At 41.1% G+C, this 17,662-nt stretch carries 2 protein-coding genes; both read left to right on the top strand.

Annotated elements, in window-relative coordinates; translation table 11 throughout:
- Nucleotides 1-3 precede the first annotated feature (3 nt).
- The gene (locus KO525_RS08395) at nt 4-1,284 is read left to right on the top strand and encodes a FecR domain-containing protein (RefSeq protein WP_215963337.1); all 1,281 of its coding nucleotides are present in this window, start codon (nt 4-6) and stop codon (nt 1,282-1,284) included.
- A 27-nt stretch (nt 1,285-1,311) separates the two neighbouring features.
- Complete coding sequence (locus tag KO525_RS08390; protein WP_215963336.1) at nt 1,312-17,661, top strand: Ig-like domain-containing protein; 16,350 nt, start codon at nt 1,312-1,314, stop codon at nt 17,659-17,661.
- Nucleotide 17,662: the final 1 nt, after the last annotated feature.

Here is a 17,662-nt window from a genome sequence, read left to right as displayed (position 1 = left end):
TACATGTTAATTCGTTCAGTACTATTATTATCAGGCTTAATGTTTATATCAAACGGCCAAGCCCAAACCGCAGCGGGAAAGACTCTCGTAACTCGTGGTGCGGTAAGCGCTATTTCGTCTTCCGGTGCAGATACCAGAAAATTAAAACGCCGTTCGCCGATTTATAGCAGCGATGTCGTTTCAACAGGTGCTAATGCAAAAGCTCAGTTACGTATGACCGACGGCGGCATGATTGCATTAAAAGAAAATAGTGAACTCCTTATCTCCGACTACAAGTTTAGCGACGACAATGGTCGTGGTTCGGTTGTTATGGAACTTGTGAAAGGTGGCCTACGTTCAGTTACCGGTTCAATTAAAGCTGAAAGCGGTGATTACAAATTAAAAACCCCTGTAGGCAGTATCGGTATTCGTGGAACTCACTATGAAGTAGAAATCGTTGGCGGCACAATTTGGGTTGCTGTATGGGACGGTGCGGTGGATTTAGACATTACCTCTGGTGATCAGTCGGGTAGCACTTTATCCCTCGGACAGAATGAAGGCTACTCCTACGCCAGTATTGATCCTCAGGGCAAAGTAACCACATTTATCGAACCCCCTCAAACATTTGAAACCGGCATGACCACGGAAGCCGACGATATCGATCAGAATGAAGAAGAGGAAGAAGAAGAAGAAACCCAAGAAGAGAGTACAAGTAGCACGGTAGCAACCACTACTGTCGTTGCGTCAATTACGGTTGAGGCTGATTCCGACTCCGAAGAAAACACAGAAGCTGAAGATGAAGCAGAAATCGATTCTGAAGTTGAACAATCACAAGAAGTGGCAACTACAGTTGAAGAGAATGCAGATAATCTGATTGAAGACGAATCATTTTTAGCAACAGACGATTTTAACTCCTTAGATACCACACCTATTGAAGAGCTTTTAGCAGAACGAACAGGGGATTTCACCTATAACCAACTTGCTAATTCTTCGTTAGAATCATCGGTAGGTCCTGTAAGTAACTTCCAAGTTGCAATGACCATCGACTTTGACAAAGGCACAGTCCCTGAAGGCAATATGTCTTTTGACGACGCTGGTGGCGAATGGTTTGCGACTTTTGATGGTGTCATAAATATTGATGAAATTGACCTAGATATAACCTATGCCTCCCATGGTGACAACTTAGCCGATGGCGATATAGAAGTAGACTTTCTTGACGGATTAGACTCAATAATTGGTGATTTTACGCTGGAAGAAATTGCCAATCCTGACATTAATGTCAAGGGTACTTTCACCATAAAGTAGCAAAATAAATTTAACACGGGCAGTAAAATGATAGTTTTTCTAAAACGACTAATACACACCTCGACAATGGTAGGCCTCTGCCTGATTGTAATGTCCTGCGGTGGTGGTGAAAATACAAGTGACAATACGGATGAGAGTTCTCATTCAACTGCCGATAGTGCCTCAGATTTAACGCCTGCCGAAATGGCAATTAATGCCACAACTTTAAACCGCATCACTTTTTCGCCTGTAGCAAAAATTGGTGGACAAAACGTCAATTCTGCTTTGACCTACAATGCCGCTTTGCTAAATGCTACGGGTAACTTTAAGTACCCTCTCGCTGGCGACTTATTTACTGGCAATGTTACAGTTTCGGTAACGGCAGAAGATACCGATGGTATTAAACGTGTCCTACTTGGTTTCTCAGGTACAAGTGATGTTTTAGTGGTTTGTGAAGAAAATTGCGGAACTGCAGTTTCAACTATGGTTAATGGTATTAGCCCTCATTTATTTGGATGGCAGTCAGGAGAAAATAGTCTGCAACTTTGGGTTGAAGACGTCGCAGATAACTTACAACAAGTTGCAACAGTCAACATTAATTGGCAAAGCAAAGTCATTACTGGCGTTGCAGCAAGCATCGACGAAACTACAGACACGCTCAATGTCAATTGGGATGTCAATGCCAATGTCCTTCGATACAACGTGTATGTCACCACTGAATTTGGTTTAACAGGCCAAAATTACGTTGAACTAGAGGGCGGTGACGCCAAATTATCATTAACTACTAATTCTGCAAGCTTAACTGAAAAACCCATTGGAAATTCCTATTATATCTTAGTAACCGGAATCGACGGTACGGGTGAAAGTGCATACAGCAATACCTTGTTATTAGAAGGTGATGTCATCACCACAGCCCCAATTGCTGTGAATGACGCTTTTACCGTTGTTGAAGACGCCACATTAAATGGCAACTTTATGACGAATGATACCGTATTTGATGATGGTGTAATTTTGGCCAACACGATAGCGGTTAACAATCCTAGTAATGGCCAAGTCACCATCAACAGTGACGGTAGTTTTAGCTATGTACCTAATAACAACTTTACCGGTACAGATCTATTTACTTACGCCATTTTTAATGAAAACAACCAAACAAGTGAAGCATCGGTCACTATTACGGTTACTCCGGTAAATGACGCGCCAACGGCACTTGACGATAATATCATCATGACAAGTTTGCCTTTTACATCCTCTGAAAGTGGTGTGTTAGCCAATGATAACGACGTTGACGGTGACACTCTTACCGTTGCAATTGATTCAACAAACTTACCAGCCTTTGGTACCGTGCAGTTATTTTCAAACGGTACATTTGAATATACTCCTGCTGAAAACTTCGTTAATTATGACCGCTTTGGTTACACTATTACCGACCCTTCTGGCGCAACTAGCCAAGCAATTGTCGAAGTCACCACCCCAGATTTTAACGGTTACCCGCCGATTACGGTAAACGATCAGTTTCAGTTAAACGAAGACTCATTACTTGTTGTTAGTTCAGAAAATTCAATTACAAACAATGACTTTGATGAAGACACCGCGATGAGTGAAATTATTCTCACACTGATGCAAACTACTCAAAACGGTACTTTGCTACTCGCTTCCGACGGCACATTTAGTTACCAACCAAATCCCAACTTTTTTGGTTTAGATACTTTTCAGTATCAACTTGCTGATGAAAAAGATAATGCAACTTCTGCTACCGTAGAATTAACCGTTGTGGCGCAAAATGACATTCCAACAGCTTTAAACGACAGCTATAAACTAACCAATGATAAGACATCGCAGGTGCATAGAAGCTTTGGTGTATTGGCAAATGACACCGACATTGACGGCGATAATATCAATGTTGACTTATCGAGTGTTACCCAGCCAAGTTTTGGCGAAGTGGTAATGGCGGAAAATGGGAGTTTTAGCTACACCGCCAATTCAGATTTTGTTGGGACAGACAGTTTTAGCTACCGCGTAAGTGACGGTAGTTTACTTAGTTCAATAACAACCGTTTCGATTAATGTCGTAGATGTAATCGCAACAACCGAAGATATAACGCCAATTGAAATCGCATTGGCGGACATTTCAGATCAGCTACCAAACAACGCTACGTTGAATACCGTAAGTGCAAGTAACGGTACAGCAACCTTCAGTAACGGGGTTGTGCAATACATTCCAGAAATTGGTTTTGACGGCATCGACAACTTACTGTTAGTTTTTGATTTTGAAGATGGTGAATTTGAAGTTAATTTGCCGGTTCGTGTAAATCTTAGCAACCAAGCGCCACTCTTTATTTCCTCTGAACAAGTTACTTTGTCTGAAAACGCGACTATTAACAGCCTTGTCATCGCGGTATTAATCGAGGATGAAGACGTTGAAAATAGCACATTCACCCTAAGCGACGATTCAAATACGTTTGCTATTGATCAAAATTCAGGTCAAATCACCTTAGTTGCACCAGTCAATTTTGAACAAACCACAAGTTATCAAATTTCAGTTATTGCAGAAGATCCGTTGGGCGTAACTGCGAGTCAAAATATTACAGTTTCAATCATTGATGTGCCTGAAGCACCAATGATTACCAGTAACTCAGCGTTAACGATAGATGAACATTTAGCTGCTGGAACATTAATCTATTCCCCAATCGTTTTTGATGGTGACAACGAAACCGAATTTACCTTTGCGTTAGCTAATGGTGGCGATGCATTTAGTATTGACCCAAATACCGGTGCTATTACCATCGACAATCAAGCCTCTGTTGATTTTGAAACGTCACCAACCTTTAATACCGTCATCACTGTGACTGACAGCACTTCGCTCAGTAACGACTTTGCATTTACAATTTCATTGCTTGATGTGAACGAAGCTCCATCAATATCAAGCCACACGCTGCTAATCGAAAGCCTTGTCGAATCATTTTCCGAACCGCAAACAACGGCCTTTATTACGATTGAAGCAACAGAGTACGATCTATCAGATACCTTAACTTGGACGTTAACCGGCTCTTCTAACTTTGCAATTGACGCCCAAACCGGTGAAATAAGTATTATTGCCAATGCCGTGTTCGATTTTGAAACAACCCCACTTTATACCTTAAGTGTTACTGCTACTGACCAAGCCGGATTAAGCGACAGCTATGATATCCAAGTCAGTGTTACAAACGAAAATGAACCGCCAATGATCACAAGCGCTTCTGCCGTTAGCATTAATGAAAATATCAGTTCAGGCACACTTATTTATACGCCGGTCGTCACTGACGGTGACAACGAAACCGAATTTACCTTTGCGTTAGCAAATGGTGGCGATGCATTTAGTATTGACCCAAATACCGGTGCCATTACCATCGACAACCAAGCGTCTGTTGATTTTGAAACAACACCGACCTTTAATACCGTCATCACTGTAACTGACAGCTCTTCGCTCAGTAACGACTTTGCATTTACAATTTCATTGCTTGACGTGAACGAAGCTCCATCAATATCAAGCCACACGCTGCTAATCGAAAGCCTTGTCGAATCATTTTCCGAACCGCAAGCAACGGCCTTTATTACGATTGAAGCAACAGAGCACGATCTATCGGATACCTTAACTTGGACGTTAACAGGCTCTTCTAACTTTGCAATCGACGCCCAAACTGGTGAAATAAGTATTATTGCCAATGCCGTGTTCGATTTTGAAACAACCCCACTTTATACCTTAAGTGTTACTGCTACTGACCAAGCCGGATTAAGCGACAGCTATGATATCCAAGTCAGTGTTACAAACGAAAATGAACCGCCAATGATCACAAGCGATTCTACGGTTAGCATTAATGAAAATATCAGTTCAGGCACACTTATTTATACGCCGGTCGTCACTGACGGTGACAACGAAACCGAATTTACTTTTGCATTAGCTAATGGTGGCGATGCATTTAGTATCGACCCAAATACCGGTGCTATTACCATCGACAACCAAGCGTCTGTTGATTTTGAAACGTCACCGTCATTTGATACCGTTATTACGGTTTCCGACGCGTCAAACCTCAGCACTGATTTTGATTTGGCTATCACGTTGGTAAACGTCAATGAAGCACCTGAAATCACAAGTCATACGATGTTAATCGATCCGTTACTTGAGTCATTCTCGCCTGAATCTGCAACGTCCTTCATAACGTTTGATGCTCTAGACGTTGACGCGCCAGATACCTTAACTTGGACGTTAACCGGTTCGAGTCAGTTCTCTATCGACGCGCTAACTGGTGAAATAAGTATTATTGCCAATGCCGCGTTCGATTTTGAAACAACCCCACTTTATACCTTAAGTGTTACTGCTACTGACCAAGCCGGATTGAGCGACAGCTATGACATCCAAGTCAGTGTTACAAACGAAAATGAACCGCCAATGATCACAAGCGATTCTGCCGTTAGCATTAATGAAAATATCAGTTCAGGCACACTTATTTATACGCCGGTCGTCACTGACGGTGACAACGAAACCGAATTTACCTTTGCGTTAGCTAATGGTGGCGATGCATTTAGTATTAACCCGACAACCGGTGAAATCACAGTAAACAACCAAGCCTCTGTTGATTTTGAAACGTCACCGTCATTTGATACCGTTATTACGGTTTCCGACGCGTCAAACCTCAGCACTGATTTTGATTTAGCCATTACGTTGGTAAACGTCAATGAAGCACCTGAAATCACAAGTCATACGATGTTAATCGATCCATTACTTGAGTCATTCTCGCCTGAATCTGCAACGTCCTTCATAACGTTTGATGCTCTAGACGTTGACGCGCCAGATACCTTAACTTGGACGTTAACAGGCTCTTCTAACTTTGCAATCGACGCCCAAACCGGTGAAATAAGTATTATTGCCAATGCCACGTTCGATTTTGAAACAACCCCGCTTTATTCGCTAAATGTAACGGTAACGGACCTTGCAGGCTTAACCGACAGCTACGATCTTGATGTATCAATTACCAATGAGAACGAAGCTCCCATTGCTGTAGACGATGTAGCGAGCGTTGTAAATTATGACTCAGTTGAAATATACGCGTTAGAAAACGACTCGGATCCAGAAGAAGATGCACTTTCGATTGTAAACGCAAGTGCTGAGAATGGATCTGTATCTATCGTTGAAGGGGCTTATCTAGTTTATATACCAAATGCCGATATAACGTCGGACATTGTCAGTTACACAGTGAGTGACGAGCAAGGTTTAGAGACTGTTGCACAAATCCAAGTGACTGTAACCCCGCTTTCTTTAGCGGGACAACATGACATCAATGGCGACCAAGTAGATGATATTGATGTCACATATGATAGCGATAATGATGCATGGAGCTTTGCCATCGCAAATCATGTTGAGTCTGCTTTTGAGATTATTGACAACAAGCAGTACCCATTCGAATTAGAAAGTGACAACACGTCAATTTACACAACACTGTCTGATCAATCGGAGCATAATTTTGGCATCGTCATAGATGAGATGCTTTATTACGTGACAATCCCGTTATTGGATACCATGGCCTCTTTGCAAATTGACTTTAACGGTACAGACTTAACGACGTTATTAACTGACGTAGACCTCTTAGGCGAATTCATCCTAAGTAAACCGACTTATTCGGGTAAAAATGCATTCCAACGAATTGCCGTTAATCCGCTTGAAGTCAGTGGTGCATCAATAACATTTGACGACACTTTTGGGGTTAAAACAGGTAGCTATACTTATGATAACGGTCAAGAAGAGTTTACTTGGGCGTTAAATGGAAATGATTTGTCAATCACTTTGACGAGCCCAAAAGTTGACGAAGAAACGGTAAGTATTGACGAACTTTTAGAATTAAATGCGATTGACCAAACAACCTATGACACTTATGTTGCCAACAATGGTTCGAGTGACGCTGAGGTTACGGTTTCGATAGAAACCACCAGCTTAACTTTGTCTCTGGTCAAAAACCGTGCACTTTACTTAGACGTCATCGAGAGCTTTGAGGCGATATACAATTTGCCGTCAGAACTTGGTAGCGGCAGTGTTCAAGTAAATGAAGAAGACAAATCATATCGCCTATATCGTCGTCCAACTATCGGTACTTATACATTTTCTAATTTATCCGGAAATGTTGTTTTACCTTTGTTTGACTTGTCGAAATCAGATTACGAACAAACAGCAATTAATGCATTTTTTGATGTAAATGGTTCCGGCTCATTAGTTGACCTGGGTCTCAATTTCAATTGGAGCATTAATGAATCGTCAGAATTGGAAGTCAATATTGAAAACGGCGATTCTTATACCTTCACTAAGGTAACCTTTGATGATAGCGCTTATGAAGTACTTATTAGTGGCACAACCTCAGATCAAACCCTTTCTGCAATTGGTTATATTGTAAAAGAGCAAGACTTATCGTCTTTAGATTTAACTAACTTGCTAACAAATAACGTATTGCTAGATGGCCGCAGTAACAGTCAGTTAGATAGTTTTGATGGCGACGGTCAATTACAAACTAAATACCTAAATGCGCATATCATCAGCAGTATAAGCGCACAAAATGCACCCGTTGGCATGGTTGAATCCACCGGAATTATGAGCTATTCCGATAGCAGTAGTGTCACTAACTGGGCTGCACAAATTGAGAATGACGCTCTGTATTTAGTGCAATATTTTGATACTGAACAAGGCCTGCAATATTGCGATCCGAAGAGCGACAGCGGTTGTTACGAAGTTCTTATTAACGAATTAAATGTTAAAGCCTACGACCCTGAAACTAATCGTTTGTGGGTCGTTGAATCTATGCAAGTTCTAGACTTTGACTCGATATTGCTAGAAGAACCAGCCCCAACTTATGATGTACTTGTTGAGTTTTTAACGTATTACACAATTTCACCAGCCGCCAATCCGGTAGACGATGCTCTTACGGTAAATGAAGAAGAATTTGCTGCAAATATAGATGTGTTAACTAATGATTTAGATAGTCAAAATGCGGCAACTGAAATGCAACTTGTCGGCGCGACAGCGTTTGCAGGCATGACATCTTTAGATATGTCTGGTCAACTTGATTATTCTACATCGCCAAACTTTAACGGCGAAGATACGATTCAATACGTCGTCCTAGACAGTTTAAACAACCTAGGTACAGCGAAAGTCGTGTTAACCGTAACCCCTGTTAACGATGAACCAAATGCCTATTCCGATATATTTACTTTAAATGAAGGTGACTCGATTGCCCTAAACCCATTAGCAAACGACGTTGATATTGACGGCGATACTTTGACCATAGTGAGTTTTGAGGCAACAACAAACGGCACCTTGACTCAAAATGGCGATGGCACATTGCAATACACTCACAATGGATCAGAAACCATCACAGATTCAACCACTTACATTGCGACAGATGGCACTGTGAATGTTAGTTCAACAATAGATTTTGTTATTACCTTAACCAATGACACACCAGTTGCAGTAGATGATACAGCGAGCTTAAACGAAGCAAGCAGCACAACAATTAATGTTAAAGTTAACGACAGTGATGCAGAGAGTTCGCAAAATGATCTCATTGTTTCAATAAATCAGCACCCGACGTCGGGCACTGTTACCGTTAATGGTGATGGCACGATTACCTACGTACATAGCGGTGATGAAACGATTGCCGATAGTTTTATTTACGATTTAAGTGATGGCGAATTAAGCAGTAGCGCCAATGTCGATATTACAATTACGCCGGTCAATGATGCCCCAGTCGCGGTTGATGACGATGCAACAGTCGTAAATTACAGTACCCAAAACTTCGACGTATTAATAAATGACACCGATGCTGACGGCGATGCATTGACCGTATATTCTGCCACAGCTGTATCCGGTAATGTGGTTATCGAAACTGACAATACGTTAACCTATACGCCAATAGACAACGCAACAAGCGATACAATAAGTTATGTTGTTTCAGATGGGCAACTGCAAAGCGAAGCGGCAACCGTCACCATCACTATCTCTCCAAAACCATTAGTTGGTACTCTAGACATTGATGCAAACAACTCCGATGATATTGTTATTACCGATGTTGGTGAATCTAACGAGTGGCAAATTGCCGTGACCAATGTTGACCTACTTTTTGAGATTAAAAACAGTAGGTATTATCCGGTTGAATCCGAAATTGATGGTTCGTTTGATTTGTCATTGTCATACAGCAGCAGTGATACTCAATTTGGAGCCGTTATTGGAGATGAGTTGCACATTGTAGATATGTATGACTTATCAGATTCTGCGAAAATTTCTGCGGATCGTGTTGGTACTAACTTACCTAATAACTTTGACCAACTGCCATTGTCATTTGAATTAGTACAAGCATTCCCTATAAGTAAAGATGGTTACGTACAGCAGAGTATTGGTGTTCACCCTCGTTTTTCTTCCGGTGATATCTATTACTTTGAACGACTAAACAACACAGGTAAAGTGATTGACCTAACGGGTGAGCAAGAATTTACTTGGACCGAAACCGACGATGTAATCACTATTACTATGGTTAACCCAACTGAGTACCCTGAAGAAGTTACTGCAAGCAGTCTGTTGGATTACAATTTAATCACACAAACTGAATACGATAATTTTGTTGAGACGACAGAAGATGAGTATCAAACCTTTGCTATCACCGTGTCAACGACGTCCAAAGTCATCCAAATCACCGACAATGTTGAACTCTATTTTGATGTAGATATCGAGACTCAAACGCGTTATGAATTAGCACCGATGACTGACTTTGCTGGGGCGACGTATTATCAGTATAGCGATCCATCAAGTTCTCGTTTATATGATAAAACAACCGTTGGCACTTATGGTACAGCGGACTTATCGGACGAAACCTGGTACTTACCACGATTTGAAGAACTCAATAATGTCTTTAACCTCACTCATTATGCCAGCGACTTCTATAGCGACGGAGCAACGGGCTATATCGGTAATTTGTCAGCCGGTTTCGATTGGCAAATTGATAGTGACGGCGTAATTACTGTCCAGATAGATTTCGACCCTAACTTTGAAAACTATACGCTTACACCACTTAGCGAAAGTTCAGAGCATAGGGTTGTTCTTGTAGAAGCCACTAATACGATTGACGGTAACAGCTACGCGACATTAAGTTACTTTGCGAAAGACAATACAGTTAGTACTTCTGACATTCTTAATTTTGTTAGCGACAAAAAGTTATTGAGCTCGTTTGTCACAGCAGCACCTGCTAGTTTTGACGAAAATGGCCAATTGCTTGCAGACGACTTATTGTCATTTAGGTTATTAAGTTCAGCAGCAATAGGAGCACCAGACGGAGAGAGCGAAGTCGTAAGAGATACCGCGTATAAAAATGGTGACTCTATTAATCTTAACCAAACAGATTGGACATGGTCAGAATTCGAAGGTGAAATCAGCCTCAAAGGCTACTACGATGAATTCATAAGTAGTTATATATTTTGTGACCCTGAAGTTGATCAAACCTGTTTAAAACTGCGCGAACGAACGTGGCAAGTTATCAATATAGATCTTGTCAACCGCACTTTGTGGGTGGTCGAATCTGAACTATTTATTGACTTATTACCATCTGAAAATGAAGGAATAGCGACCTATTATCAGCTTATTTCTCCGCGTATAAACCACTATCAAATTAACGATCCGCTTTATTTAACCGATGATACGGCGACTGCAATTGAAGAAGTGGCGCTAAATGATATCGATGTATTATCGAATGATCTAGACAGTAAAGGTAGCACTGGAAATCTGCGAATTATTGGTGTCAGCGCGGTGTATGGTGATGTTACAACCGATGGCACAACTATCGATTACACCCCAGCTGTCGACAATAATTACCAAGATACTGTGAGCTATATCGTTGCCGATGAATACAATCAATACGATAATGCTACGCTAACCATTGATATTACTCCTGTGAATGACGGGCCAAGTATTAACTCGACTCCGGACACATCAGCCACAGAAGCGATAACCTGGGATTATCAAATATCGGTAATTGATGTTGACGACTTTGATCAATCCACAGACTTTACATTTACGATAGTCCAAGGCCCTGCTGGCATGGCAGTAAACTCGTCAGGTTACGTAACGTGGACTCCTGGAGATAGTGTAACGACATCTGGTGAAGTAATCATTGAAGTTGCCGATGGCGGAGAAGACGGCGCGGCCCCTGTCACTCAGACCTTTACAATTACGGTTGAAGTAAACTCACTTCTTAATAACATCAGCTATACCGATAGTACAGTGCAAACCTGTCTTAACGGTCTTTACGACGGTTCGACGACTCGAATGTTGGATGTGAGTTATTTCAACTGTGACACAGTTACTACATTAGATGACTTAGCGTTATTTGATAACTTACAATCCTTGCAAATATCTAGTGCATCAGATTGGTCAGAACTCCCTAATTTAGATTTATCTGAATTTAGCGCATTTGACTCAATCGATATTCCGGACTGGAGCCTTCTCACAAGCAATTCAAACCTAACGACGCTAACGCTTTACAATGTTACGCTTGCAGATTGGTCATTTTTAACTGATCTAAATTTAAATTATTTAAATTTAGATTTTAGTAATTTAAATGACTTATCTGAAATTACTCACATGGCAAATTTGCAAACGCTTTTATTGACGTCAAACAATATTTCAGATTGGTCAGGAATGACTAACTTTTCGTTAACGCATTTTTCCGCAGCGGAAACAAGTTTTTCAGATTTGTCATTGTTAGCATCTATGACCCAAATGGAACACCTCAAACTTTACCAAACGGGGGTTTCTGATTGGAGTAGCTTAAATAATTTCAACTTGCAGACACTAGAAGTACAAAACACTAGCTTTTCAGATTTAAGCTTACTATCTAGTATGTCTAATTTAAATTATCTTAATATTTCTGACACTCCTACAACAGATTTTGTTGGACTATCAAATTTTCAACTTGTTAGCTTTTTCACAGCAAGTACATCGTTTGATGACAATGCAATGTCTTCACTTGCAAATAGTTCAAGTACGTTAATTGAACTTAATATCAACGACACTAGTGTGACCGACCTTTCACCATTACTAACATTCGTAAACCTACAGTCGTTGCACGCCAATATTGCAGGCACGAATCCAGCAGGAAATGCAGTTTTACTCACCCTATTCAATAACGGGGTCAGTATTCATGATGCTGAAGACAGTGACGAAAATTCAATTATGGACTTTTTAGAAGATCCGGACGGCGATGGCCTAATCAATTCCATTGACCCGGACGACGACAACGACGGTGTATTAGACGGCTCTGACGCTTATCCTTACGACGACACGTTGAGTGCGGCGGATGATTTTGCACCATTTGTTGAATACAGTGACTACCCGATGACAGCCGCCTTTACCAACACGGACGCATATTGGTTTGACCAATCAGACGAATTTACATCCGGTGGATCTGCACTGCGTTCTGGTGTCATAGGTGGTAATCAAATATCAGCGATAGAAACAACGGTAAACGGCAGTATCGACGGAGGCCTACTAACTTTCGATTGGAAAGTTTCCTCTGAAAGCGGTGTCGATTTATTAAGCTTATATGTTGACGGTGTTCTCATAACGTCAATCAGTGGCGAGCAAGATTGGACTCAATACCAATTTACGCTAACAGAAGGAACACATGATGTTGAATGGGTATATTCCAAAAATCACGGCGGCACCTATGGCGGCGATGATGCAGGTTGGTTAGATAACGTTAACGTTGTTGTTTACGATATTAATGACGCACCAATTATCAACGAAATGTCGATTAATTACGGCAGCATGAATGTCTTAGAGAACTCAACAAGTTTATTTACGGCAACCGCAACTGACGAAGAAGGTGATACCATAACTTTCTCATTGTCAGGAACAGATGCTGCTCTATTTACAATTGATAGTAATGCAGGAACGGTAAGCTTTACCAATGAACCTAACTATGAGGCCCCTGGTGATAGCAATGGTGACAATGTCTACGAATTTAATATTGTAGTGACGGACGACAACGCTAATTCCGAGTCCTCTTCAGAACCGATTTCAATTTCCGTAGTTAATGCTCAAGAAGCGCCGGTCTTTACATCAACAGATACAATTTCTGTTTTTGAAAACGCGACCTTAGTTACTACTGTCGTAGCCGCAGACGATGACAGCGCAGATACGATTACTTATTACTTTAGTGAAAGCGGTGCTGATTCGGATAAATTCAACATAGACTCTACAACCGGTGTGCTTACATTTAACGAAGCGAAAGACTATGAAATGCCGTCAGATTCTAATTATGATAATGTTTTTGAAGTTATTGTAATAGCTGAAGACAGCAGTGAGACTAACCTAAGTGCTACCCAAACTATACTTGTAACGCTGTTGAATCTAAATGAGCCACCGGTCATATCCAACCAGCAAACATTTGGTATCGCGGCTGAAAATCAATCCTCAATCGTCACTGTCGGTGCCTACGATCAAGATAGCAGCGACTCAATAACGTATAGCTTATCAGGGACAGATGCAGCCCTTCTCAGCATTAATAGCAGCACTGGTGTTGTAACTTTTAATACCCAACCAAACTTCGAAGCTGCGATAGACAATGGCGCTGATGGCATCTACGAATTTACCGTAACAGCCACCGACAGTGGCGATGGCAACTTATCTGACAGTATTTCTTTTGAATATTCCATAGCAAACGTTAATGAAGCTCCTGTGATTTCTACCACATCAAGCGGTGATGCCGATGAAAATCAATTAGTTGCGTTTGACGTCGATGCGACTGATGTTGACTCTGAAGATACACTGACTTATACCATCAGCGGTACTGATGCGGGATTATTAACGATTAACAGTTCAACAGGGCTAATAAGTTTTGCAAATGCACCTAATTTTGAAACACCAGTCGATTCTGGCGCAGATGGTATCTATGATTTTGTAGTTACTGTAACCGATTCAGGCAGTTTGCAGGACTCCGTTGCTATGGCCGTAACGTTAAATAACATTAACGAAGCGCCTGTTATTTCAACTAGCGATTTAATTTATCCCGATGAGAATCAACTCACCGTTGTTGATGTTGACGCCGACGATGATGACTCTAGCGATACACTAACTTATAGCCTTACAGGTACGGACGCTTCATTATTGTCGATAGACAGTGCAACAGGTGTTGTTAGCTTTAATACTTTGCCTGATTTTGAAACTGCAATTGATAATGGTGTTGATGGAACCTTCGAATTCTCAGTAACGGTAACTGACGATGGTACTGGCGCTCTATCTCATACAGTTGATTTTGTTGCCACTATTAATAATTTAAATGAGCCTGCCGTTTTCAATACGGCAAATAGCGTGACCGTTGATGAAAATGATTACACTATTATGACGGTTTCTGCGACAGACCCAGAATCCGATACAGTAACTTATGCAAAAGCTGCGGAAAGTTCGGACGGCGAATTTTTTGCAATCAATTCATCGACAGGCGAGCTAACATTCTCTTCGTTACCGAATTTTGAAGCACTAGATGACAGTGACGCAGACAATATATTTATCGTTGCCATTGAAGCGACTGAAGCTGGTTCTGGATTAGTGACAACCCAGAACATCGCGGTGACATTAGAGGATGTGGTCGAAAATATCGAACTGGCATTGGACACAACCTTTAATAATACGGGTATTCAAAGCTTTAATACCTTTGCCGACAGTTACAGTGAATACTTGGTAGACGCCGTTCAAGATGCCGCTGGCAATCGTTATTTAGCGCTTCAATCATCTGATAACACAACCATTATTGTAAGTAAGTTGAATAGCAACGGTTATTACGACGTAAGCTTTGGCGTTAATGGTATTAAGTTCATAGACCCCAATAATTTGCAAGACTATAACGTAGAGATGTTTGAAGATTCACCTAATGCATTTACGGTGGCTGACATAAAAATTGATGACACTGGTAGAGTTTACCTTGCAGGTACTCAAGACGATGGTTCATATATTGACGCTATGGTGATACGTTTAGATGCCTCTGGTCAACTAGATAGTTCATTTAGTAGCGATGGCAAATACGTGCTATCAACCCCTTCTTCACCTTCTAAAGCCGTCGATGTGTTAGTACATTCGGCCGGTACTGAAATATATGCTCTTTCAGAAAGTAATGGCAACGAGATGGTTATCGAATCAATATTTACAGTCGACGGTAGCTATTCAAATGCAATTGCTGAAGATGAAGATAGTTTTGAACCTGTTGTGCTTGGTGAAAATAGCAGTGGTAATATAATTGAAATTACCAATAACTTAACAAGCACTTCAATTGATGTCGTTGAGTATGATACGTCTTTGGTTAGTCTTGATTCGAAAAACATCAACTTAGCTGGCACAGCGTTAAGCTGTTTACTGTCATCAACTAACGATAAAGCGTACTCATTGATGCAACCCGATAGCAGCACTCTGTTAATTGGCGGTAGTACGAACTGTTTGAGCGGCGGTGGTGGTTCAAGTGAAGAAGATGCATTAATTGTAAGGCTGTCAGCTGACACCCTTAACTACGACACAAGTTTTGACAGTAACGGTATTGCAATGCGAGATATCGATGGCTCAGGAGACGACGACCCTGTCATTTCAATAAGCCAAGATAGCGCAGGTAATATTGCGTTTTTGACAAAAACTTCACTTGGCGGCGGTAATTCATTTGGCTTGACGATGAGTCAATACGAACCGACCGGCATCCTAAGTTCACTTAGTTCTATTTTAAGTGCTCTTGACCTCACCCAGACTTCTGGTTCTGTCTCCGGTGTGCATGCCGTAGTTTTACAGGACTTAACTGATGGGACAGATAAATTAACATTAATATCCTCACGTGAATTACCTGGCGAAACAATCGAATTAGAAACCTATCTAGTCGAGTACACCCCAGAGGTAGATACAGACCTGTCACTGAAAATAGATGAGACCAGTTTTGTTTATGACTTTAGTCCGGTCAGTACGCAAAATATTGCTAGTGCATTGTTGACTAGCGGTGGCGACATCTTTACGACATCGACTCGTTTCAATAGTGGCTCCGGATCAAGTTATCAAGGCTTTAGTTTACACCAACATTATCTGTCTAATGGTTTACAAAACCAGAGCTTAATAGGTAACCGCTATTTGGGGGTAATTCACCATGATGGCAGTGACGACGATTATTATGCGGAACTTTCAGGCGGCATCATTGAGTTAAGCGATGGAAGTTTAGCGGTTATCAAAGCGATAATTGATGATTCAAGTGAAGTGTATTCTGTTTCGATTGAAAGAACGAATATGTCTGGTACGGTTTTAAATTCAATTGAAACCTCAACAACTACCGGTTTAGTTGACTTCGGTATTATTGAGTCAGTTCATAGTAACTACAATCCAAATACAGAAGAAATAATCATTTACGGTAAAGTCATAGACAGCGTCTCTGAATCCCAAGACTCTTACATTGTTAAGTATGATGTGTCTGACCCTACGATGATATCAGAAGTATATAGTTCGGTATTTGACGTATTTGAGGTTGATGAGGACGACTACCTAACAGCCGCTATAATCTTAGATGACGATGATGCTGATGGCATGGGTGATGTCATTGCTGTAGGCACAGCGTATTACTACAGTAGTGAAAGTCAGTTAGATGCCTTTGCCATTAACGTTCAGCAAGATGGGACACTTTTAACCACATTTGACGGGGACGAAGATAATAACCATGCCCTAGAGCTATATATGACGAACAGCAACGGCTTTGAAACAAGAACGATGGTTAAGCTAAGTGATGACTCTCTCGTTCTTGCTGCCAATGATGACTATTATAATGAAGCTTATTTGGTAAAACTCACGCATAGTGGAGGCGGTATTTATCAAGTAGATATTACCTTCGATACTTATATAGAAGAGGGTGAGAGCGCAGACTATGATGATTACCTTCTTTTAAAACCTTTGAGCAATATTGGATCAGGCGCACCACTAAATTACTTCATTAATGATATGGCTGTTGACGACCTTGATAATATTTATATTGTAGGGTCTGTTGATGCCTATGATGTATATGGCTTTGTTGCTAAAATGTCTGGCTACACGGGTGCTTATGATAATCTATTTGGTGGTTTGAATTACCCTGGTTTCTTTATTCCTGCTGGCCGAGCCGCTTGTGACTATGCTGGTTTACCAACAACGGAAATAGATATTTGTGATGTATTCACCTTCGAAAAAATACAAATCGACAACTATATCGATGGTTCTTTAATAATCCACGGCCTAACAAATGGGCTAGAAGGACAAACTAATACGACCATTATGAAGTTTAACGAAATCGTCGATGACACTCCCCTAGCCTATGACTTATTTCAGCCAGGAGCTTAAC

Origin of the sequence: Psychrosphaera sp. B3R10 (genome assembly GCF_018861025.1) — a bacterium.
Classification (GTDB): Bacteria; Pseudomonadota; Gammaproteobacteria; order Enterobacterales; family Alteromonadaceae; genus Psychrosphaera; species Psychrosphaera algicola.
Note: the sequence above shows the minus strand (reverse complement) of the source record. Positions and strands in the feature narration are given on the sequence as shown.

Bases quoted from the DNA above. Each gene is read 5' to 3' on its own strand.
- KO525_RS08395 (WP_215963337.1), top strand. From the start codon at position 4: ATGTTAATTCGTTCAGTACTATTATTATCAGGCTTAATGTTTATATCA.
- KO525_RS08390 (WP_215963336.1), top strand. From the start codon at position 1,312: ATGATAGTTTTTCTAAAACGACTAATACACACCTCGACAATGGTAGGC.